Annotated in this window: 22 protein-coding genes and 2 riboswitches; of the genes, 6 read left to right on the plus strand and 16 right to left on the minus strand. The window is 68.5% G+C overall.

What is annotated here, in order from left to right:
- The first annotated feature begins 11 nt into the window (after positions 1-11).
- On the plus strand, positions 12-959 hold the full coding sequence (locus K343_RS0109570) for a LysR family transcriptional regulator (protein WP_028007887.1): 948 nt from the start codon (positions 12-14) through the stop codon (positions 957-959).
- 9 nt (positions 960-968) lie between these two features.
- Here K343_RS0109570 and K343_RS0109575 read toward each other — a convergent pair whose 3' ends face one another.
- Positions 969-2,210, minus strand: a complete 1,242-nt coding sequence (locus tag K343_RS0109575; protein ID WP_028007888.1) for a threonine ammonia-lyase — start codon at positions 2,208-2,210, stop codon at positions 969-971.
- 19 nt (positions 2,211-2,229) lie between these two features.
- Positions 2,230-2,769 carry a DUF4124 domain-containing protein gene (locus K343_RS23365; protein WP_161628872.1) on the minus strand — a complete coding sequence of 180 codons (540 nt, stop codon included), beginning with the start codon at positions 2,767-2,769 and terminating at the stop codon, positions 2,230-2,232.
- An 89-nt stretch (positions 2,770-2,858) separates the two neighbouring features.
- Between K343_RS23365 and ettA the strand changes: the two genes are divergently transcribed.
- From ettA to K343_RS0109600, 4 genes are all read left to right on the plus strand, one after another.
- Positions 2,859-4,523, plus strand: coding sequence for an energy-dependent translational throttle protein EttA (gene ettA / locus K343_RS0109585; RefSeq protein ID WP_028007890.1), 1,665 nt, complete (start codon positions 2,859-2,861; stop codon positions 4,521-4,523).
- Between the two features lie 135 nt (positions 4,524-4,658).
- On the plus strand, positions 4,659-5,492 hold the full coding sequence (locus tag K343_RS0109590; protein WP_436278815.1) for an ATP-binding protein: 834 nt from the start codon (positions 4,659-4,661) through the stop codon (positions 5,490-5,492).
- Positions 5,493-5,519: 27 nt separating this feature from the next.
- The gene (locus K343_RS0109595; RefSeq protein WP_051278117.1) at positions 5,520-6,479 is read left to right on the plus strand and encodes a peptidylprolyl isomerase; all 960 of its coding nucleotides are present in this window, start codon (positions 5,520-5,522) and stop codon (positions 6,477-6,479) included.
- Between the two features lie 203 nt (positions 6,480-6,682).
- A complete protein-coding gene (locus K343_RS0109600; RefSeq protein WP_084615804.1) occupies positions 6,683-8,989 on the plus strand; it encodes a TonB-dependent receptor in 2,307 nt (768 codons plus the stop codon).
- Here the strand turns inward: K343_RS0109600 and K343_RS0109605 are convergent.
- The 9 genes from K343_RS0109605 to K343_RS0109645 form a co-directional block, all read right to left on the minus strand.
- Positions 8,899-9,321: a hypothetical protein gene (locus K343_RS0109605; RefSeq protein ID WP_028007894.1), complete on the minus strand. Its 423-nt coding sequence runs from the start codon at positions 9,319-9,321 to the stop codon at positions 8,899-8,901. The genes K343_RS0109600 and K343_RS0109605 overlap by 91 nt on opposite strands.
- Before the next feature lie 206 nt (positions 9,322-9,527).
- Positions 9,528-9,794 carry an acyl-CoA-binding protein gene (locus tag K343_RS0109610; protein WP_028007895.1) on the minus strand — a complete coding sequence of 89 codons (267 nt, stop codon included), beginning with the start codon at positions 9,792-9,794 and terminating at the stop codon, positions 9,528-9,530.
- A gap of 113 nt (positions 9,795-9,907) precedes the next feature.
- Entirely contained in the window at positions 9,908-11,134 is a 1,227-nt protein-coding gene (locus K343_RS0109615; protein ID WP_161628873.1) for a POTRA domain-containing protein, read from the minus strand.
- Between the two features lie 224 nt (positions 11,135-11,358).
- On the minus strand, positions 11,359-11,859 hold the full coding sequence (locus K343_RS0109620) for a dihydrofolate reductase (RefSeq protein ID WP_028007897.1): 501 nt from the start codon (positions 11,857-11,859) through the stop codon (positions 11,359-11,361).
- Between the two features lie 56 nt (positions 11,860-11,915).
- The gene (locus tag K343_RS0109625) at positions 11,916-12,710 is read right to left on the minus strand and encodes a thymidylate synthase (RefSeq protein WP_028007898.1); all 795 of its coding nucleotides are present in this window, start codon (positions 12,708-12,710) and stop codon (positions 11,916-11,918) included.
- The gene (gene lgt, locus K343_RS0109630; RefSeq protein ID WP_028007899.1) at positions 12,707-13,537 is read right to left on the minus strand and encodes a prolipoprotein diacylglyceryl transferase; all 831 of its coding nucleotides are present in this window, start codon (positions 13,535-13,537) and stop codon (positions 12,707-12,709) included. Before lgt ends, K343_RS0109625 begins: the two co-directional genes overlap by 4 nt.
- 48 nt (positions 13,538-13,585) lie before the next feature.
- Entirely contained in the window at positions 13,586-14,767 is a 1,182-nt protein-coding gene (locus K343_RS0109635) for a class I SAM-dependent rRNA methyltransferase (RefSeq protein ID WP_028007900.1), read from the minus strand.
- On the minus strand, positions 14,767-15,714 hold the full coding sequence (locus K343_RS0109640) for a carbohydrate kinase family protein (RefSeq protein WP_028007901.1): 948 nt from the start codon (positions 15,712-15,714) through the stop codon (positions 14,767-14,769). Before K343_RS0109640 ends, K343_RS0109635 begins: the two co-directional genes overlap by 1 nt.
- 80 nt (positions 15,715-15,794) lie before the next feature.
- Positions 15,795-16,154 (minus strand): diacylglycerol kinase, encoded by a 360-nt coding sequence (locus tag K343_RS0109645; protein WP_028007902.1) that lies wholly within the window; start codon positions 16,152-16,154, stop codon positions 15,795-15,797.
- Positions 16,155-16,369: 215 nt separating this feature from the next.
- Between K343_RS0109645 and K343_RS0109650 the strand changes: the two genes are divergently transcribed.
- Positions 16,370-16,576, plus strand: coding sequence for a hypothetical protein (locus tag K343_RS0109650; protein ID WP_028007903.1), 207 nt, complete (start codon positions 16,370-16,372; stop codon positions 16,574-16,576).
- 111 nt (positions 16,577-16,687) lie between these two features.
- On the opposite strand, the gene gcvPB is transcribed toward K343_RS0109650, so the two are convergent.
- The 5 genes from gcvPB to gcvT form a co-directional block, all read right to left on the minus strand.
- Positions 16,688-18,145 carry an aminomethyl-transferring glycine dehydrogenase subunit GcvPB gene (gene gcvPB, locus K343_RS0109655; RefSeq protein WP_028007904.1) on the minus strand — a complete coding sequence of 486 codons (1,458 nt, stop codon included), beginning with the start codon at positions 18,143-18,145 and terminating at the stop codon, positions 16,688-16,690.
- Between the two features lie 25 nt (positions 18,146-18,170).
- The gene (tpx, locus tag K343_RS0109660; protein ID WP_028007905.1) at positions 18,171-18,671 is read right to left on the minus strand and encodes a thiol peroxidase; all 501 of its coding nucleotides are present in this window, start codon (positions 18,669-18,671) and stop codon (positions 18,171-18,173) included.
- Positions 18,672-18,695: 24 nt separating this feature from the next.
- Positions 18,696-20,054: an aminomethyl-transferring glycine dehydrogenase subunit GcvPA gene (gene gcvPA / locus K343_RS0109665; RefSeq protein WP_028007906.1), complete on the minus strand. Its 1,359-nt coding sequence runs from the start codon at positions 20,052-20,054 to the stop codon at positions 18,696-18,698.
- A gap of 34 nt (positions 20,055-20,088) precedes the next feature.
- A complete protein-coding gene (gcvH, locus tag K343_RS0109670; protein WP_028007907.1) occupies positions 20,089-20,478 on the minus strand; it encodes a glycine cleavage system protein GcvH in 390 nt (129 codons plus the stop codon).
- Positions 20,479-20,558: 80 nt separating this feature from the next.
- A complete protein-coding gene (gene gcvT, locus K343_RS0109675) occupies positions 20,559-21,641 on the minus strand; it encodes a glycine cleavage system aminomethyltransferase GcvT (protein ID WP_028007908.1) in 1,083 nt (360 codons plus the stop codon).
- Between the two features lie 133 nt (positions 21,642-21,774).
- Positions 21,775-21,865, minus strand: a riboswitch (glycine riboswitch).
- Positions 21,866-21,977: 112 nt separating this feature from the next.
- A riboswitch (glycine riboswitch) is annotated at positions 21,978-22,068 on the minus strand.
- Between the last annotated feature and the right edge of the window lie 77 nt (positions 22,069-22,145).

Consider the following 22,145-nt stretch of genomic DNA (forward strand, 5'->3'; position numbering starts at 1 on the left):
CGTTTGACCGTATGAACAACATCATCGAACGTGATTTCAGGAAGATCGACCTGAACCTGCTACTGGTCTTCCGCGCAGTGCTGCTCGAACGCAATGTGACGCGCGCGGCGCAGCGCCTGTTCCTCGGCCAGCCGGCGGTCAGCGGCGCGCTCAAGCGTCTGCGCGCCGCGCTCGGCGACGAGCTGTTCGTGCGTACGCCGCACGGCGTCGAGCCGACGCCGCGGGCGCTGGAACTCGCCGCGCTGATCGAACCGCTGCTGGCCGCGCTGCACAGCGGGCTGATGCAGAAACCGAGCTTCGAGCCGGCGCAGGCCCGTCACGTGTTCCGGCTCGGGCTCAGTGATTCGCTGGAAATCACGCTGTTGCCGATGCTGATGCAGCGCCTCGCGCGCGAGGCGCCCGGCGTCCGCATCATCACGCGCGCCGCCGACACGCCGCGCGCCGCGGCCATGCTGGACGCCGGCGAGATCGAGCTGGCGATCGGCGCACACCGCAGCGCCGGTCCGCGCCTGCATCATGAAACGCTGTTCCGCTGGCGCTTCGTGACGATCTACGACGCCCGGCATATCCGGCCGCGCGGCGCCCGGCTGAGCCTCGCCGAGTTCATCCGCCACCGCCATGTGCTGACGTCGTTCAGCGCCAGCCTGAGCGGCCATCTCGACGAGGCGCTGGCGCGCGTCGGCAGGCAGCGCACGGTCGTGCTGTCGAGTCCGCATTTCGCGACCACGCCGTTCGTGGTCCGCGACGCGCCTTATCTCGCGACGGTGCCGGATTTCATCGCGCGGCGCTGGTGCGCGGCACTCGGTCTGGCACAGAGCCCGGTGCCGCTGGATCTGCCGGAATACGAGATCGCCGTGCTCGGCAAGCAGGCCGGCGCGCACGATCCGGCGCTGAACTGGCTGATCGCGACGCTGAAGACCTGCGTCGCCGACGATGCGACGCGCAAGGGCGGGCGCTGACGCCGGGGTCTACTCGAACTCCATGCCGCCGGCGCCCTTGCGCACCGAGAAGCCGGCGCCGGCGAGATCGTCGAAGATCTGTCGCGCGTGCGCCTCGTCCTGAGCCTCGACCATGACCTCAAGCGTGGCGTCCTTGGCATGGCCGCGGTGCAGGCGCTCGTGGTGGACCTGGATGATGTTGCCGCCCGACTCGCCGATGCGGCCGGCGACGCGGGCGAGAAAGCCCGGCCGGTCCTCGATGACGATCGACAGCGAGATCAGCCGCGACTCGTTGACGAGCTGGCGCAGCAGCACCGACGCGAGCAGGCGCGTGTCGACGTTGCCGCCGGAGACGACGAGGCCGACATGGCGGCCGGCGAAGCGCGCCGGATCGGTCAGCAGCGCCGCCAGGCCGACGGCGCCGGCACCTTCGGCGATGACCTTCTCGATCGAGGCGAGCAGGCCGATCGCGCGCTCGATCGCCTGCTCGTCGACGCGCATCAGCTCGGCGACGTGCTCGCGGATGATCGCCAGCGTCAGGTGGCCGATGTTCTTGACGGCGATGCCCTCGGCGATCGTCTGGCCGCCCTTGACCAGCGACAGGTCGCCTTGCAGCGCCGCATACGCGGAAGGATAGGCCGCCGACTCGACGCCGACGATGCGGATCGCCGGATCGACGCCGTGCGCGGCGATCGCCATGCCGGAGATCAGGCCGCCGCCGCCGACCGGCACGATCAGCGTGTCCAGTTCCGGCGCCTGTTCGAGCATTTCCAGCGCGACCGTACCCTGACCGGCAATCACGTACGGATCGTCGTACGGATGGACCAGCGTCATGCCGCGCTTGCCGATCAGCTCGGTCTCGAGGAAAGCCTGCGCATCGGCCAGGGTCTCGCCGTGCAGGATCACCTCGCCGCCGAGTTCGCGCGTGTTGCGAACCTTGGTGAACGGCGTGTTGCCCGGCATGACGATGACGCTTTTGATGCCGAGCCGCGTGGCGTGATAGGCGACGCCCTGCGCGTGGTTGCCGGCCGACATCGCAGCGACCCCGGCGGCGCGCTCGGCTTCGCTGAGGCTGGCCAGCTTGTTGAGCGCACCGCGTTCCTTGAACGAGGCGGTGAACTGGAAGTTCTCGAACTTGATCCAGACCTCGGCGCCGGTGATCTTCGACAGCACGCGCGAGCGCGTGCACGGCGTACGCACGATCTGGCCGGCGATCACCTGCGCGGCGCGGCGCACATCGTCAAAGCTCACGGGGGACTGCGAAGCGTTCATTTTCTTGCGTGTTTCCTCGTCATTTCTTGCGGCTGCGGCGCACGTCGCTGACGACGCCGTCGCGCAGCGTCACGGTCACCCGGCCGGCGCCGGTATCGGCATAGCTCCAGCGCTCGCGCAGGCCCTTGGCATCGCGATCGCTGTCGATCTTCGCCGGCGTGCCGAGCAGGCGCCGCACGTCATTGGCGCTCATGCCGCGCACGACCTCGCCACGGCCACGGGCGGCGCGCAGGCGCTCGGCTTCGGCCGTACGCGCCTCGTAGTCCTGGCGCCAGGCGGCGTCTTCCTCGGCGCGTGCCTTGCGCGAGGCCTGCACGCGGCGGTCGTGCTGTTCGGCGAGCGGCGCCGCGGCGCGGTCGGCCGGCACGACGTTGGCCGGCGGCACCGGCAGCGGCGCGTCGCCGGCCTGGCACGGCCGGTCGCTGAACTGCGTGACGCCGCCGACGACACAGCGGTACACCTCGGCCTGCGCCGGCTGCAGCGCGGCGGCGGCGAGCACCGCCAGCAGCATCCGCCCGATGCCGGCCCCGGCTTTCATTTCGCGATTATGGTCTTGCATGGTCTTGTCCGCCTGAGGGCCTGCCCCCATATCGATCCGCTACAATTCCCACCCTTTTTCGCACTCCTTCTCCGAGATATCCGCGCCTTATGTCCCAGTACGTCTACACGATGAATCGCGTCGGCAAGATCGTGCCGCCGAAGAAAGAAATCCTGCGCGATATCTCGCTGTCGTTCTTCCCGGGCGCCAAGATCGGCGTGCTCGGCTACAACGGCGCCGGCAAGTCGACGCTGCTGCGCATCATGGCCGGCGTCGACAAGGACTACGTCGGCGAGGCGCGGCCGATGCCGGGCCTGAAGGTCGGCTACCTGCCGCAGGAGCCCAAGCTCGACCCGAACAAGACCGTGCGCGGCAACGTCGAGGAAGCACTCGGCGAGGTGCTGAAGCTCAAGGAGGACCTCGACGCCGTCTACGCCGCCTACGCCGAGGAAGGCGCCGACTTCGACAAGCTCGCCGCCAAGCAGGCCGACCTCGAAGCCAAGATCGCCGCCGCCGACGCCGAGAACATCGACGTCATCCTCGACAAGGCCGCCGAGGCGCTGAACCTGCCGCCGTGGGACGCCGACGTCACCAAGCTGTCCGGCGGCGAGCGCCGTCGCGTGGCGCTGTGCCGGCTGCTGCTGAGCAAGCCGGACATGATCCTGCTCGACGAGCCGACCAACCACCTCGATGCCGAATCGGTCGCCTGGCTGGAGAAGTTCCTCAAGGACTTCCCGGGCACCATCATCGCCGTCACCCACGACCGCTACTTCCTCGACAACGTCGCCGGCTGGATCCTCGAACTCGACCGCGGCCACGGCATTCCGTGGCAGGGCAACTACTCCTCCTGGCTGGAACAGAAGGAAAAGCGCCTCGAAACCGAGCAGAAGCAGGAAGACGCCCACACCAAGGCGATGAAGGAAGAGCTCGAGTGGGTGCGCAAGAACCCCAAGGGCCGCCAGGCCAAGAGCAAGGCGCGCATCAAGGCGTTCGAGGAGCTGGCCTCGCAGGAATACCAGAAGCGCAGCGAGACCAAGGAGCTGTACATCCCGCCCGGCCCGCGGCTCGGCGACAAGGTCATCGAGGTCAACAACCTCAGCAAGAAATTCGGCGACCGCACCCTGTATCAGGGCGTCAGTTTTTCGGTGCCGCGCGGCGCGATCGTCGGCATCATCGGCGCCAACGGCATGGGCAAGACCACGCTGTTCAGGATGCTGACCGGCCAGGACAAGGATTACGAGGGCGAGATCACGGTCGGCGAAACCGTGAAGTTCGCCTACGTCGACCAGAGCCGTGACGCGCTCAACGGCGACAACACCGTGTTCCAGGAAATCGCCGGCGGCAACGACCTGATCCGCGTCGGCAACTTCGAGATGCCGTCGCGCGCCTACATCGGCCGCTTCAACTTCAAGGGCGAAGCACAGCAGAAGCGCCTCAAGGAGCTGTCGGGCGGCGAACGCAACCGCGTGCATCTGGCCAAGATGCTGCTGCAGGGCGGCAACGTGCTGCTGCTCGACGAACCGACCAACGACCTCGACGTCGAAACCCTGCGTGCGCTCGAAGAAGCGGTGCTCGATTTTCCGGGCAACGTCATGGTCATCTCGCATGACCGCTGGTTCCTCGACCGCGTCGCCACGCACATCCTCGCCTTCGAGGATTCCGGCGAAGTGATCTGGCACGAAGGCAACTATCGCGAGTACGAGGACGACTTCCGCCGCCGCACCGGCTCCGAGCCGGGCGTCAACCGCGCCGCCCGCCACAAGAAACTGGCCTGAGGCGCTTCGTCGCAGCGCGGAGGCGGCGGCACCGCAAGGTCCGCCGCCTTTTCTGTGCGTGCAGCCGCGGCCGTGTCCGATCCGCGAAGCTGCCTGCCGCCTTCGCGGAGGACGCGCGCGGCGGCAACGCTTAGGATGTGCGCCGGCCGCCGGTCGCAAGCCCCGCCGGCGCGCGAGCCTTTCCTCTTCGACCGGAACCGATTACCGCGCATGAACCAACACCTGGCCTATCGCTGGCACCAGCAGCGTCTGCAGCCGATCGAATTCGTCCACCGCGTGTCGCTCGACGAGCTGCTCGGCATCGAGCGGCAGAAGGCGGCGCTGGTGCAGAACACGCATCAGTTCGTCGAACGCAAGCCGGCCAATCACGTGCTGCTGACCGGCTCGCGCGGCACCGGCAAGTCGTCGATCGTCAAAGCCATCCTCAACCAGTTCGCGCCGCAGGGCCTGCGCCTCGTCGAGCTGGCCGTGCATGACCTCATCGACCTGCCGGACGTGGTCGCGCCGTTGCGCGGGCGCGAGGAGCGCTTCCTGCTGTACGTCGACGATTTCTCGGTCGCCACCAACGATCCGGCGCTGACCGCGCTGAAGACGGCGCTCGACGGCGGCATCGAGGAGCCGCCGGAGAACGTGCTGATCTACGCGACTTCCAACCGTCGCCACCTGATGCCGGAGATGAAGCGCGACAACGAGGAGTACCACTGGGTCGACGATGAGCTGCACCCGGGCGAGTCGACCGAGGAGAAGATTTCGCTGTCCGAGCGCTTCGGCCTGTGGCTGAGCTTTCCGCCGTTCACGCAGGAGCAGTATCTCGACGTCGTGCGCCTGCACCTCGCCAAGCTCGGCCATGCCGCCTGGGACGAGGAAACCGAGAAACTGGCGCTGCGCTGGGCGCTGAACCGCGCTTCGCGCTCCGGCCGCGTCGCGCGCCAGTTCGCGCGCGACTGGGCCGGCCGCCACGCCGGCTGAACGTTTCCCCTGCCGAAGGTCCGCCCGATGCGCCTGCCCCGGCTCACCCGCACGCTCCTCCGCACCGTCATCGGCCCGGGCGCGGCGCTCGCCGTCGGCCTCGCCGGCGCCGCCGCGCCGCCGCCCGACACCGCGAGCGCGCCGTCGCGCACGCTGCAGCAGGTGCTCGACGCCACGCAGCCGTCCGACTGGCGCCCGCTCGACGCCGACCACGCGCTGCTGCTCGAACTGCCGGCCGGACGCGTCGTCATCGAGCTGGCGCCGGCTTTCGCGCCGGCGCATGTCGCCAACCTCAAGACCCTGGTGCGGGCGCGCTACTTCGACGGCCTGGCGATCCTGCGCGTGCAGGACGGCTACGTGACGCAGTGGGGCGATCCGCTCGGCGCGGACGACGAACGGGCGCGGCCGCTCGGCAAGGCCGCGGCGCGGCTGGCGCCCGAGTTCACGCGCGCCGCCGCCGGGCTCGCCTTCAACGTGCTGCCGGATGCCGACACCTACGCGCCCGAAACCGGTTTCGTCGACGGCTTTCCGGCCGCGCGCGACCGCGCCGCGGACGAGGCCTGGCTGACGCACTGCTACGGCATGGTCGGCGCCGCGCGCGCCGACGATCCGCAGTCCGGCCCGGGCAGCGAGCTTTACGTCGTCATCGGCCAGGCGCCGCGCCAGCTCGACCGCAACATCGCGCTCGTCGGCCGCGTCGTGCAGGGCATGGAGCACCTGTCGGCGCTGCCGCGCGGCAGCGGCCCGCTCGGCTTCTACACCGACGCCGAGCCGCGCCCGGCGCTGACGCGCGTGCGCCTGGTCGCCGACCTGCCGGCCGCCGAGCGTCCGGCGCTCGAACTGCTGCGCACCGACACCGCCACGTTCGCCGCGCTCGTCGAATCGCGCCGTCAGCGCCGCGACGACTGGTACCGGCGTCCGGCCGGCCGCATCGACGTCTGCAACGTGCCCTTGCCGGTCCGCGCCGCCGTCACGGCAACGCGCTGAAAACCGCCGCCGGCGAGCACTGCAGACCGCCGCCGCAGGCAAGCCGCAGCGTCGCTTTCGCCAGCGGCCCGCGAACCTGAGCGGGCCGCATTCAAATCGGCGCATCGATACGCTACAGTGCGCGCCCGGCCGTCCTCGCGACGGCCGCCATCGGGCACAGCCGCTGCCATGCCTCCGCCGTTTTTCCAGCCGGAGTCCATCGCATGCCGCATCGGCGCCTCACGCCTGTCCTCGTCCGTTCCTCGCTGTGCCTGCTCGCGCTCGCCGCCGCGTCCGCGCGCGCCGACCAAAACGCCACCGCACCGCCGCCCGTCACCGGAAACGGCGACGGCGAAACGCCGGTCGAAACCATCATCGTCACCGGCGAGAAGAGCGGCCGCACGCTGCAGCACACGACGACCAGCGTCGCCGTCGTCACCGCGGCGCGCATCGAACAGGAAAACCTGCAGGAGCTGGCCGACGTCCTGAACCGCACCGCCAACGTGAGTCAGACCTACGGTAGCGCCGGCTACACGATCCGCGGCATCCGCAACGTCGACGGCGCCGGCGGCTCGCCGCTGGCGACGATCTACCTCGACGGCTCGGCCCTGCCCTCGGAGATCACCGGCTCCGGCCCGACCGCGATGTGGGATCTGGCGCAGGTCGAAGTGCTGCGCGGCCCGCAGTCGACGATCCAGGGCGAGAACGCGCTGGCCGGCGCCATCGTGCTGCGCAGCCAGGACGCGACGATGGACTGGGACGCGCGTGCCCGCGCGCAATATGCGGACCCCGACGACCGTCGCTTCGCCTTCGCCGGCGGCGGCCCGATCGTCGACGACGAACTGGCGTTCCGCGTCGCGGTCGAGCGGCGCGACTTCGACGGCTTCGTCGACAACGTCACCCGCCAGCGGCCCGAGGACGCGATCGACTCGACGATCGCGCGCGGCAAGCTGCGCTGGCAGCCGCGCGCACGGCCGGGCCTGACGGCGCGGCTGAACTACCTGTGGAGCGACTACGACGGTCCCTACCTGTACACCTACAGCCGCACCGACACCCCGGACTACGACGGCCACCGCGTCAGCACCGCCGACGCGCCGAACGACACCGCCACGCGCGGCCGGATCGCCAGCCTCACGCTCGACGATGCGCTCGACGCGCGCTGGAAGCTCGCCTCGGTGAGCGCCTGGAACCAGATCCACTCGCTGCGCCACTACGACGGCGACCAGTCGCCGGACAGCGAGAGCTACGGCCTGGGCGATCTGCACTTCGAGACCTGGTCGCAGGAACTGCGCGCGAGCTACGGCGGCGAACGCCTGTCCGGCCTCGTCGGCCTCTACGGCTCGCGCCGCGAAACGCGGAACGACACGGCGAGCCGCACCAACGTGACGACCCCGACGCAGACGATCTCGTCGCTGCTGCAGGGCGGCGGCCTGCCGGCCGATCAGGCGGAGTCCCTGGCGGCGCTGTACGCGACCGCGCTGCCGGTCATTCCGGTCGACTACAGCAGCCTCAATCCGACGCGCGCCGAGGACGCTGCGATCTTCGCGGACGGCCACTACCGGCTGACGCAGCGGCTGTTCGTCCTCGCCGGCTTCCGCTACGACCGCGCCCGCTACACGACGGCGAACGACACCACCGCCGTGTTCGCCGGCACGTATCCCGATCCCGACGATTTCGGCGCCTATGCCCCGGCCATCGACCAGATCAACCAGGGGGTCGCCGGCATGGTCAGCATGGCCGCCGGCTCGACGCCGCGCAGCACGCGCAGCTTCAACGCCTTCCTGCCGAAGCTGGGCCTGCGCTATGAATGGAACCCCGAGCTGTCGGCCGCCCTGGTCGCGCAGCGCGGCTATCGTTCCGGCGGCTCCAGCTTCAACACCGCGCGCAGCCAGGTGTTCCCCTACGATCCGGAATACACCTGGAACTACGAAGGCTCGCTGCGCTCGCAGTGGTTCGACCGGCGCCTCATGGTCAACGCCAACGTCTACTACGTGGACTGGACGGACAAGCAGGCGACCGCCTACTTCGGCCTCAACAGCTACGACTACAACACGGTCAACGCCGGCAAGGCGCACCTGTACGGCGTCGAAATCGAGGCCGCGCACCGCGTCGACCGCGCCTTCGACTGGTATGCCTCGGCCAGCTATTCGCGGACGAAGTACGACGAATTCAAGGTCAGCAGCGACTCGGTCTCGGTCGACGACTACTCCGGCGCCGAATTCGCCTATGCGCCGCACTGGACCGCCGCCGTCGGCGCGAACTGGCGCTTCGCCGAAGGCTGGCGCGCCAACCTCAACGCCAACTACCGCGGCGCGGTCTACAACGACACCGGCAGCGACGCCCGTCGCCTGTCGTCACGCACGCTGGTCAACGCCCGGCTCGGTTACGACGCGACGCACTGGGGCGCGTATGCCTACGCCAGCAACCTGCTCGACCGCAGCTACATCCAGTACCGCTGGACCCGCGACGAAGGCTTCGCGATCCTCGGCGACCCGCGCGTGCTCGGCGTCGGCGTCGAGGCCCGCTGGTAGCGTGCGACGGCGGCACCGCCTCGGCAGGCAGAGGCGACGGAGCGCGGCAAGCCTGGGGACGCCACCGACTCGACGCGCGTCACCACGCCGTCCTTGATCGCCACCAGTCCGTTCAGCTTCTTGCCGTTGCCACTGCACTGGATGCGAATGGTGACCGCGCCGTCGGCGCCGACTTCCTTGCTGCTGGCCGCGCACGACGGCGGCAGATCGGCGAGAAACTTGTCCGCCTGCGCCAGATCCGCCGGATTCGCTTTCGCGGCCTGCGCGGGCGCGGCCCAGGCAGCCGTGATCGCCAGGAGCCCGACGGCCGCCTTGATGCTGTTTCTGATCATGCGAAATCCCTCCGTTCGCTGTGGTCCGTCTGCCGGCGATCCACCCTCGCACGCGCCGCGCGGCGATGGAGCGGGCACCGACCCCGTCGGTAGTAACCGATGCTTTCCATACCGGCCCTGAACCGCGGCGCCGGCCGCCGCCACGCGACCGGACGGCCACGAAGAAGGCCCCCTCGCGGGGGCCTTCTTCGCCGGCGACGGATACGTTACTTGTGCGTCTTCAGCAGCGCCGCGACCTTGTCGATGTACTTCTTCATCGCCTCGTCGGCCTTGGTGCCCTTGAGCTTGGCCCAGGCGTCGTACTTGGCGCGGCCGACCATGTCGAGCATGCCCGGGCGCGAACCGCTGACATCGCCCTCGGCGGCCTGCTTGTAATGGGCGTAGAGGAACAGCATGTCGTCATTGCCCGGACGCTTGGTCAGCGTCTTGACCTCCGCCTGCGCCTTGGTGAAATCCGCCTTCAGATCGGCCATGTCGGTCCCCGCTGTCGTTGTGTGGGCCGCGAGCATAGCAAAGCGCCTGCCGGCGCCCGTTCGCGGCGCCGACAGTCGCCGCTCGCCATTGCGGCCAGTCGCGCCGGGGCTGCTTACACGCGGCTGGCGAACACGCGGCCGCCGCCGCCGCCGCTGAGCGGGATCGCGTAACCGGCCTCCAGCTCGAAGTTGACGAAGTTCTTGAAGCGCACGCGCAGGCCGACGCCGAGGCTGGTGTGGGCGCTGTCGAACCAGAACTGCTCGGCCTGGCGGCTGACGTTGCCCGATTCGAGGATCACCACGCCGCGCAGCCACGGCCACGGCGTGTACAGCGGGCGCGCGAACTCCAGCTGCAGCAGCCAGAACGCGTCGCCCTCGCGGAAATTGACCTCGTAGCCGCGCAACGCATCGGAACCGCCGAGGCCGAACGGATGGACCTCGCGCGGACCGCCGAAGTACCAGCCGCCGCTGGCGATGAAATGCAGGGTCTGGTGGTCGGTGCTGCCGATCGGCATGAAGTGCGCGTAACTGCTGTCGATGCGGCCGTAGTGATAGTCGGAACCGAGATTCTCGTTGGCGAAGCTGTAGCTCAGCTTGAACAGATCGCCGATGTCGCTGTAGATCCGGTAGTGCCAGTCGCGATAGCGGATCGCGATGTCCGGCGACCAGGCCGTGCCGTACGGCGGCGGCGCGGCGTCGCCGCTGGTGTCCTGGACGCTGTAATCGAGGCCCAGCGTCAGACGCCAGCCCTGGCTCCGCGCACCGCTGCCGCCGAGCCGCCGCGAGACCGTGAAGCCGAGGTCGTGAAAGGTTTCCGTGTAGGTGCTGCCGTCGTCGTTGTCGACCGGCCGCGTGCTGTAGCCGCCATAGACCGACAGACCGTACGGCGAGCCGTCGATGAACGGAATCGAGTACGAGGCCGAATACTGCGATTCGCGGCCGACGTTCTGCTGCTTCTGGTCCTCCTCGAGCCAGATCACGCGCAGATCGTGGTTGAGCCCCCAGACGTTGTCCCAGCGCAGCTGCGCGCCGTAGGCATAGCGGCCGTCGCTCTTGGCATCGACGCGCGGCAAGGGCAGCAGGTAGTAGCGCTCGACGACGCGGAACACGACGCGGATTCCGTCGTCGAGCGGCTCGGTGCGCACGCTGACCTGCTTGAAAAGGCCGAGGTCCTGGATCGCCTGGCGGCTCGCTTCGAGCTGTCGCGGACTCGTCGGCTCGCCGACGCGGACGCTGATCTCGCGGCGCATCGTCTCCGCCCGCGTGGTGTCATTGCCTTCGAAAACGATTTCGCGGACAACCGGCGCCGGCTCCGATTCGGCGTCGGCATCAGCGGCCACCGCCGGCTGCAGCAAGGCGGCGCCGACGATGGCAGCGCAACGCGCCGCGTATCGCATCCATCGTCCGCATCGTGGTCCTGGCCGCATCGTCCACCTTCCGGTGCCCGCTCCGCGAAACGGCGGATCGCCGCGCCGCCGGGCCCCGATACCGACAATCTAGCAAGGCCATGTCAACGTAACGTTGGCAGGCGCACCGCGCATCCGCCGGACCGCACCGCCGGTCCTCAGCCGCCGACCCGCTCCAGCGTGACGAAGCGGAACGGATACACGTGTCGCTCGTCGGCGGGATGCCAGACGGCCTCGACCTCGCGGAAATCGGCGCGCTCGAAAGCCGGGAACCAGGCGTCGCCGCCGTCGACGCGGGCCTGCACCTCGGTCAGATAGATCCGCCGCGCCAGCGGCAGCGTCTGCCGGTACAGCTCAGCGCCGCCGATCACCATCAGCTCGCCGTCCTCGTGCGCCGCGAGCGCGGCGTCGAGCGAGCTGAATGCGCGCACGCCCTCGCCCTGCGGCCGGAACGCCGGGTCGCGCGACACGATCCAGTTGGCGCGATCGATCAATGGCTTGCCGAGCGAATCCCAGGTCTTGCGTCCCATCAGCACGGTCTTGCCGAGCGTGAGGCGCTTGAAATGCTTCATATCGTCCGGCAGCCGCCACGGCAGGCCGTTGTCGCGACCGATCAGCCGGTTCTCGTCCATCGCCACGACCAGACTCACGCTGCGCATGCTTCGCTCCCCCCGGCGCGCACCGCTGCGGGCGGCGGCCGTTGCCCAAACCATCGTCAGATCGCGACTTCGCCCTTGATGTGCGGGTACGCCTGGTAACCGACCAGTTCGAAGTCCTCGAGCTCGTAGGCGTCGATCGACGGCGGGCGGCGCTTGAGGATCATCTTCGGCAGCGGATACGGCTCGCGCGTCAGCTGCAGCTGCACCTGCTCGAGATGGTTCTTGTAGATGTGCACGTCGCCGCCGGTCCAGACGAACACGCCGGGTTCGAGATCACACTGCTGCGCCAGCATCATCAGCAACAGCGCGTAGCTGGCGATGTTGAACGGCACGCCGAGGAACATGTCGCAGGAGCGCTGGTAGAGCTGCAGGTTCAGACGACCGTTCAACACCGAGGTCTGGAACAGGCAATGGCACGGCGCCAGCGCCATCTTCGGCAGATCGCCCGGGTTCCACGCGCTGACCAGCTGGCGCCGCGAAGCCGGATCCTTCTTGATCAGCTCGATCAGCTGCTTGATCTGGTCGATGTGACGGCCGTCGGCCGTCACCCAGTCGCGCCATTGCTTGCCGTAGACCGGACCGAGGTCGCCGTGCTCGTCGGCCCACTCGTCCCAGATCGATACCTTGCGCTCCTGCAGCCAGCGCACGTTGGTGTCGCCGCGCAAGAACCAGAGCAGTTCGACGATGATCGAGCGCAGATGCAGCTTCTTGGTCGTCACCACCGGAAAGCCGTCGGCGAGATCGAAGCGCATTTGCCCGCCGAACGTCGCCAGCGTGCCGACGCCGGTGCGGTCCTGCTGCTCGACGCCCTCGTCGAGCACGCGGCGCAGCAGATCGTGATAGGGCTTCATGCGCGGCTCCCGGCGGCCTTCGGCGCCGCGCCACGGCGCAGCGCCCAGACCAGGATGACGAGGCCGGCGGCCAGCATCGGCAGACACAGCTCCTGGCCGCGCGTCAGCCAGCCGAAATGCAGATAGCCGAGCTGCGCGTCGGGCACGCGCACGAACTCGACGAGAAAGCGGAACGAGCCGTAAAGCAGCAGGAATAGCGCGCTGATGACGCCGCGCGGCGTCGGCCGCTTGCCGACCCACCAGAGGATCGCGAACATCACCAGGCCTTCGAGACCGGCCTCGTAAAGCATGCTCGGATGGCGCGGCAGCAAATCCGGCGCCGTGTGCGGGAACACCATGCCCCACGGCAGATCGGTCGGCTTGCCCCACAGCTCGCCATTGATGAAGTTGCCGATGCGGCCGGTGAACAGGCCGATCGGCGTCAGCACCGCGGCGAAATCGGCGACTTCGAAGTACGGCAGCTTCTGCACGCGCGCGAACACGCCCATCGCCACCAGCACGCCGATCAGGCCGCCGTGGAACGACATGCCGCCCTGCCAGACGCGCAGGATCATCAGCGGGTCGGACGCCGGCAGCCAGTGCCCGTTGGCGTCGTACGAATAGAACAGGATGTAGCCGATGCGTCCGCCGAGGATCACGCCCAGCACGACGTAGAACAGCAGGTCGGAAATGCGCTCGCGCGGCCAGGCCACGTGCGGCAGGCGCGCGCGGCGCAGCGCCAGCAGCCAGGCGCCCCAGAAGCCGAGCAGGTACATCAGCCCGTACCAGTGGATGGCGAGCGGGCCGAGCTTGACGGCGACGGGATCGATGTTCGGATGGGTCAGCATGCGGCGATTGTAATGGGAGCGATGCGACGGATTGGCGAAAGCGGCGCGCTACTCGGCCGTCGCCGAGCAGAAGAAGCCCTTCAGATAGCGCGTCTCCGGGATCGCCGGATGCACCGGATGGTCGGGCCCCTGCGCGCCCTGTTCGAGCAGCCGCAGGCGCCGGCCGCTGTGGCGCGCCTCGCGCAGCAGGATGCGCTGCAGATCGTCGGCGCCGAGATGATGCGAGCATGAGCACGAGACGAGAATGCCGTCGGCAGCGAGCAGCTGCAGCGCCGCGCGGTTGAGCGCCGCGTAGTGCTCGATGCCGGCTTCGAAGTCCTTGCGCCGCTTGATCAGTGCCGGCGGATCGACGATCACCACGTCGAAGTGACGGCCGGCCGCGCGCAGTGCCTTCATGCCGGCGAGCGCGTCGTCGCGGATCGTCTCGATCGTCAGGCCGTTCAGCGCAGCGCTGGCCTGCGCGGCGTCGAGCGCCGTCGACGAGGAATCGAGGCAGGTCGCGCTCGCGGCGCCGTCGTGCAGCGCGCGCAGCGCCCAGGCGCCGACGTAGCTGAACACGTCGAGCACGCTGCGGCCGCGCACGTAGCGGGCCAGGCGCGAGCGGTTGTCGCGCTGATCGAAGAAGAATCCGGTCTTCTGGCCGCCGGCGAGCGACAGCGTGTAGCGCAGCCCTTCCTCGCGGATCTCGATCGGATCGGGCACCTCACCGATGATCTCATTGTCCTGCGCCAGGCCTTCGAGTTCGCGCGCCGCGTTCTCGTTGCGCAGCAGGATGCCGCGCGGCTGCAGCACTTCCTGCAGCGCCTCGATGAGCGGCGCCTTGAGCCGCTCCATGCCGGCGGTCGTGATCTGCACGACGAGGACGTCGCCGTAGCGGTCGACGACCAGGCCCGGCAGGCCGTCGGCCTCGCCGTAGATCAGGCGGTAGTACGGCTCGCCGTAGATGCGCTCGCGCAGCGCCAGCGCGCCGGCGACGCGGCGCGCGAACCATTCGCGGTCGATCGTGACGTCGACGTTGCCGCTGAGCAGGCGTACCGCCAGCAGCGTGCGCGGATTGACGTAGCCGAGACCGAGGGGCTTGTCGCGGCTGTCGAGCACGCGGCACAGCGCGCCGGGCTCGATGTTGCGGAAATCGGCGCCGGCGTCGATCTCGTTCGAATACACCCAGAGGTGGCCGGCGCGCAGGCGTCGTTCCTCGCGCGGCTTCAGCTTCAGTGTGAGCACGCTCATCAGACCAGGTCGGCGCGGAACGCCTTCTTGTAGCGGGCGCGGAACGCGTCGGGCGTGAAGCGGTGGTTCTGGGTGCCCGGGCGCTCGATGCAGTACGCGCCCATCAGCGAGGCGATGCGGCCGGTCGTTTCCCAGTCGTAGCCCTGCAGCAGGCCGTACAGCAGGCCGCCGCGATAGGCATCGCCGCAGCCGGTCGGATCGGTCAGCGAGCCGGCCTGCGCGGTCGGAATCTCGATCGTGCGGCCGCCGGTGTAGATGTGCGAGCCCTGGCCGCCGCGCGTGACGATCAGCGCTTCGACCCGCTGGGCGATCTGCGCCAGCGTCCAGCCGGTACGGTGCATCAGGATCTCGGCTTCGTAGTCGTTGACGGCGACGTAGCTGGCCTTGTCGATGAAGGCGCGGAACTCTTCGCCGTCGAACAGCGGAATGCCCTGGCCCGGATCGAAGATGAACGGCACGCCGGCATCGACGAACTGTTGCGCGTGCAGCAGCATCGCCTCGCGCGACTCGGCCGAGATCGAGCCGATCTTCACACCCTTGCGCGCGATCTCGGCCGCCGTCACCTGCAGCGTGTGGGCCTGCGCCATCGCCCCCGGATGGAAGGCCGTGATCTGATTGTCGTCGAGATCGGTCGTGATGTAGGCCTGTGCCGTATAGGTATCGGGCACGACCTTGAGATAGGTACGGTCGATCTCGTTCTCGTCGAGCCACTTCTCGTAGGCGCCGAAATCATGGCCGACGGTGCCCATCGGCAGCGGCTCGCCGCCGAGCAGGCGCAGGTTGTAGGCGATGTTGCCGGCCGTGCCGCCGTAGTCGCGGCGCAGCTGCGGCACCAGGAACGACACGTTCAGGATGTGGACCTTGTCCGGCAGGATCGCGTTCTTGAACTGGCCGGAATAGACCATGATGGTGTCGTAGGCCACCGAACCACAGATCAAAGCAGACATCGAAACTCCTCGCGGCGCGGCGGGCGCGCCCATGGGTCAGCGAAAGCGGCGCAGCGCCGCAGAAATCCGAGCAGAAAATCTCAACCGAGCAGCACGCAGGCCCAGACGACCGGAACCTGCAGCAGCGACAGATGCACCGCCGCCGAGCCGAGATCCTTGGCCCGGCCCGACAGCTCGTTCCACTCGGGACCGATACGGTCGACCACGACCTCCACCGCCGTGTTCAGCAGCTCGGTGATCAGCACGAGGAACAGGCTCAGCAGCAGCACCGCACGCTCGACACCGCTGTGGCCGAGCCATAGCGCGGCCGGCGCCAGCAGCACGCACAGCGCCGCTTCGATGCGGAATGCCTCCTCGGCGCGCAGCGCCCAGCCGAGCCCCCAGTAGGAAACCTTGGTGGCGCGGATCAGCCGCGCCCAGCCCTTGATGCCGTCTGCCATGAAATCGCGCCGTACGCGGTCGTAAGTAGTTGTCGAAACTTGCGAATTGTCGCCGAAACCGGCGAGCGGCGCCGGCGCACGATAGTTTAGTTTTTTTAACGAACCCGATCAGAAAATATCAATTGTTGCATTGCAACAAAGTGCCTATAAATAGGCTCAGCGCAGTCCGTTGATTCCCCCGAAGCGGACCGCCTTGAATTTAAGGAGTGCTTGCCATGGAAATCCTGCCCTTCGTCAGCTTCATCCTCTGGGCGACCGGCCTGCTCACCGCCGCGCTGGTCGTGTTCGCGGTGCGCGACTGGTTCGCCGAGCGCAGCGGCGTCGCGCAGTCGGTTCTGCCGCCGCAGCCGAAAGCCGCGGACTGCAGCGTGGCCTCGATGCCGGCCGCTCGCGTCGAACGCGCCCTGCCGAAGGCCGCCTGAGGCAAACGCCGCCGGCATCGCCGGAGCGACCGCGCCGCCGCGATTGGCCGCAGCGCTTTATCAAAAAAGCCCGCCTTTCGGCGGGCTTTTTTCGTACCCGAAGACCGGCGCTCAGGCCGGCACGTAGCGCAGGTCGAGCTGGCGCGCAGCGCGCACATCGTCGAGCCGACGCACCGGCATCGTGTACGGCGCCCCCTTGAGCTTGGCGATGTCCTGCTTGCCCTCCTCCCAGATCGCGACCAGCGCGTCGACGAAGGTATCGAGCGTTTCCTTGTCCTCGGTCTCGGTCGGCTCGATCAGCAGGCATTCCGGCACCAGCAGCGGGAAGTAAACCGTCGGCGCGTGAAAGCCGTAATCGAGCAGGCGCTTGGCGACGTCGGTCGCCGTCATCTCGATTTCCTGCTTCTGCTTCTTCAGCGTGACGATGAACTCGTGCGAGGCGCGGCGCGCCGGGAACGCCAGATCGAAGCCCTTCTCCTTCAGACGTGCCGCCAGGTAATTGGCATTGAGCGTCGCGAACTCGGCGACGCGCTGCATGCCGTCGCGACCGAGCATGCGGGCATAGATATAGGCGCGCATCAGCACGCCGGCGTTGCCCATCCACGCCGACAGGCGTCCGATCGTCTGCGGCAGATCCTGCTCGGTCAGCCAGCGGTAGGTCTCGCCGTCCTTGCCGACCAGCGGCGTCGGCATGAACGGCTTGAGACGCTCGGAGACGCCGACCGCGCCGGCACCCGGCCCGCCGCCGCCGTGCGGCGTCGAGAAGGTCTTGTGCAGGTTCATGTGAATGACGTCGAAGCCCATGTCACCCGGCCGCACCTTGCCGAGGATCGCGTTGAGATTGGCGCCGTCGTAGTACAGCAGGCCGCCGGCCTCGTGGACGATCTCGGCGATCTCCTTGATGCGGCGCTCGAACACGCCGAAGGTCGACGGATTGGTCAGCATGATGCCGGCCGTCTGCGGACCGACCGCGGCCTTCAGCGCCTCGACGTCGACGTCGCCGTCGTCGTTGGTCGGGATCTCGCGCACCGTGCAGCCGAGCATCGCCGCAGTCGCCGGGTTGGTGCCGTGCGCGGCGTCCGGCACGAGGATCTCGGTGCGCGCGAGGTCGCCGCGCGCCTTGTGATAGGCCTTGATCATCGCCACGCCGGCGAACTCGCCCTGTGCGCCGGCCATCGGCGTCAGCGAGACGCCGGCCATGCCGGTCACTTCCTTCAGGATTTCCTGCAGATCGTGCATGCAGGCGAGGAAACCCTGGCTGTGCGATTCCGGCGCCAGCGGATGGCGCGCCAGGAACTGCGGCAGCATCGCCAGCTTGTTGCTGGCGCGCGGGTTGTACTTCATCGTGCACGAACCCAGCGGGTAGAAGTGCGTGTCGATCGAGAAGTTCTTCTGCGACAGCCGCGTGAAGTGGCGGACCGCCTGCATCTCCGAAACCTCGGGCAGGTTCGGCGGGTCCTGGCGGCGCAGCGCCTCCGGGATGGCGCTCAGATCGACGCCGCGGTTCGGGTTCTGCGCGGTGGCCGTGCGGCCGGGGCGCGACACTTCGAAAATCAGTTTCTCAGTCATGTCTTGACGCAGGAAAGCAGGCGGTTCAGGCCAGCGCCTTGAGCGCGGCCTCGTAGTTCGGTTCGTTGGCGATCTCGGCAACCAGTTCGGCATGCAGCACGCGATCGTCGGCGTCGAGCACGACGACGGCGCGCGCCGTCAGGCCGGCAAGCGGGCCGTCTTCGAGCAGCACGCCGTAGTCCTTGGCGAAGTGACGGTCGCGCATCATCGACAGCGTCACCACGTTGGCGATGCCCTCGGCGCCGCAGAAACGCTTCTGCGCGAACGGCAGGTCGGCCGAGACGCACAGCACGACGGTGTCGGAGAGGCCGGCGGCGCGCTGGTTGAACTGGCGCACCGACATCGCGCAGGTCGGCGTATCGATCGACGGGAAGATGTTGAGGATCTTGCGCTTGCCGGCAAAGCTCGCCGGCGTCACGTCCTTGAGATCGGCGCCGACCAGCTTGAAGCCGGGCGCCGTGCTGCCGACCGCCGGCAGTTCGCCGTTGGTGTGGACCGGGTTGCCGCGCATCGTCACCGTAGCCATGTCACGCTCCTTCTGAGGACCTGTTCAGGCGAGTACGCGGGCCAGCGCGTCGCGATATTGCGCGAGCTGCTCCGCGGTCTTGGTTTCGGTCGCGCAGACCAGCAGCGCATGGCCGAGTTCCGGATAGCGGTCCGAGAGATCGTAGCCGCCGAAAATGCCCTGCTGCGCGAGCGCCGCGAGCACCGGCTTGACCGGCCCGGGCAGGCGGATCGCAGACTCGTGGAAATGCGCGCCGGCGAACACCGGCTCGACGCCGGCGATGCCGCTCAGCTGCGCGACCAGTTCGCGCGTGTTGGCGAGCGAGGCCGAGGCGACCTCGGCCAGGCCGCGCGGACCGAGCAGCGACATGTAGATCGTCGCCGCGGTGACCAGCAGGCCCTGGTTGGTGCAGATGTTGGACTTGGCCTTGGCGCGGCGGATGTGCTGCTCGCGCGCCTGCAGGGTCAGCGTGTAGCCCGGCTTGCCGTCGAGATCGACGGTGCGGCCGACGATGCGACCCGGCATTTCGCGCACGTACGCCATCTTGGTGGTCAGGAAGCCGAAGTACGGACCGCCGGACGCCAGCGGCGCGCCGAGCGGCTGGCCTTCGCCGCAGACGATGTCGGCGCCCTTCGTGCCCCAGTTGCCGGGCGCTTTGAGCACCGCCAGCGCGGTCGGGTTGACGACGGCGACGACCAGCGCGCCCTGCGCGTGCGCCCAGTCGGTGATCGCGTCGACGTCCTCGAGCACGCCGAAGAAGTTCGGCTGCTGGATCACCACCGCGGTCGGCTTCTCGCCGGCGTGCGCCTGCAGCGCCGCCAGCGCGGTCTGGCCGCTGCGCGCGTCATAGTCGACGAACACTTGGTGCACGCCCTGCGCGCCGGTCGTGCTGGCGACGACGTCGCGATACAGCGGATTCACCGCGCGCGGCACCAGCATCGTGCCGGACGGGTTCTGCTTGTTCGCGCGCATCGCCATCAGCAGCGCTTCGCCAAGCGCCGAGCCGCCGTCGTACATCGAGGCGTTCGACACCTCCATGCCGGTCAGCCCGCAGATCATCGTCTGGTATTCGTACAGCAGCTGCAGCGTGCCCTGGCTCGCCTCGGCCTGGTACGGCGTGTACGCCGAGTAGAACTCGCCGCGCGTGGTGATCTCCCACACCGCCGCCGGAATGTGGTGCTCGTAGGCACCGGCGCCGATGAAGTTGAGCGCGAACGCGTCCTGCTGCGCGCGCGCCATCATCAGCTGGGTCACCGCCATTTCGCTCAGGCCTTCCGGGATGCCGGTCAGCGCGCCGCAGCGCAGTGCGGGCGGGATCTCATCGAACAGCGCATCGATGCTCGGCGCCTGGATCGCGGCGAGCATCTCCTTCACATCGGTTTCGGTATGCGGAATGAACGGCATGGCAGTGCGGCAGTAGGAAAGCGGGACGCGCGAATCAGAGCGTCTTGAGGAAATCCGCGTAGGCGGCGGCGTCGAGCAGGCTGCCGAGATCGGCGGCGTTCGCCGGCTTCATCTTCCACAGCCAGCCTTCCTGGTACGGATCGCTGTTGAGGATTTCCGGGCTGCCGCCGAGCTTGTCGTTGGCGGCGACGACTTCACCGGCGATCGGCGCGTAGACGTCGCTGGCGGCCTTCACCGACTCGACGACCGCGCACGACTCTTCCTTGGCCAGCGTGCGGCCGACGGCCGGCACCTCGACGAACACGAGGTCGCCGAGCGAACCCTGCGCGAAATCGGTGATGCCGACGGTGACGGTGCCGTCCGCCTCGACGCGGACCCACTCATGCGACTTGACGTACTTGAGATCGGCGGGAATGTTGCTCATCGAAGGTTCTCCTGAAAATCTGATCCGGAAAAAGTCGGGCCGCGTTTCGGCGCGGGCTGGACCTCGGCGCCAGCGCGGGCCTAGACCAGCACCTTGCCGTGGCGCACGAACGGCGGCTTGACGAGGCGCGCCGCGACCCACTGGCCGCGGATCTCGACCTCGCAGGCGCCCTCGGCGCCGGCGTCGATGCGCGCCAGCGCGATCGACTGCTTCATCGTCGGCGCGAAGCCGCCGCTGGTGGTCTCGCCGCCGGCGCCGTTGGCGAAGCGCAGCTTCATGTGCGCGCGCACGATGCCGCGGCCCTCCAGCACCAGGCCGACAAACTTCTTCGGGCTGGCGCCGCGCAGCGGCTCGATCGCGGTGCGACCGATGAAGTCTCGGTCCTTCGGCTCCCACGCGATCGTCCAGCCGAGGCCGGACTCGAGCGGCTGCGTCGCTTCATCCATGTCCTGGCCGTAGAGGTTCATGCCGGCCTCAAGGCGCAGCGTGTCGCGCGCGCCGAGTCCGCAGGGCTTGACGCCGTCGGCCAGCAGACCCTGCCAGAGCGCGACCAGATCGGCGTGCGGCAGGATCAGCTCGAAGCCGTCCTCGCCGGTATAGCCGGTACGGGCAATGAACCATTCGCCGTCATGCGCCGCCTGAAAGTTGACGAGCGCTTCGGCCGGCACGCGCAGCGCCTGCGGCAGCCGCGGCACGACCTGACCGCGGGCCTGCGGCCCCTGCACGGCGAGGATGCCGAGATCGTCGCGATGACGGACCTCGACGCCGAACGCCCGCGCCTGCTGGCGGATCCACGCCAGATCCTTGTCGGTGGTGCCGGCGTTGACGACCAGACGGAACCAGCTCTCGTCGAGGAAGTAGCAGATGAGATCGTCGAGGACGCCGCCGTCCTCGCGCAGCATGCAGGAATACAGCGCCTTGCCCGGCTGCGTCAGCTTGGCGACGTCGTTGGCCAGCAGGTGGCGCAGGAACTCGCGCGTGCGCGCGCCGTGCAGATCGACGGCGGCCATGTGGGCGACGTCGAACATGCCGGCGGCCTGGCGCACCGCGTGATGCTCGTCGAGCTGGGACTGGTACTGGATCGGCATGTCCCAGCCGGCGAAATCGACCAGCTTGGCGCCGAGGCGGACGTGTTCAGCGTGCAGCGCTGTCTGCTTGAGCATACGGTTCCCGCGTCATGAAATGTCGTTGCGAAAACCGCCCCTCTGTCCGGTGTACCTGAAAGTTCGAAAGCGGATGTACCGCTTCTGCCTCGTCGGTGGCCTGCCTTGCGGCGGGCGCTCTCCAGAGTGTTACTGCAGCACCGCGCTCCGTTTGCCTGAGCGATTCCGGGCGGATTTGCGCCTTCGGCGCCACCGTTGCCGGTGGTCTCTCGCGCGATGCTGCTTGCTACTTTAAAACAAACTCGGCCACGGCCATCCGTGGCGACACCGCATCTCCCGATCCGACCCCTGCCCGGCCGTCCCTGGCCGGGCGTTCCCGTCCGCGCGAAGCTGCGCTTCGCAAGCGCGGCCGAGAACCCTGAGCGATTCCGGGCGGATTTGCGCCTTCGGCGCCACCGTTGCCGGTGGTCTCTCGCGCGGTGCTGTTTGCGACTTGTTCGTTGCTGCCACGCTCCCGGCCGACGCCACCAGTACAGGTGGTCTCCGGGGGCGCGGAGTGCGCGC

Origin of the sequence: Solimonas flava DSM 18980, from assembly GCF_000426685.1 — a bacterium.
Lineage (GTDB): Bacteria > Pseudomonadota > Gammaproteobacteria > Nevskiales > Nevskiaceae > Solimonas > Solimonas flava.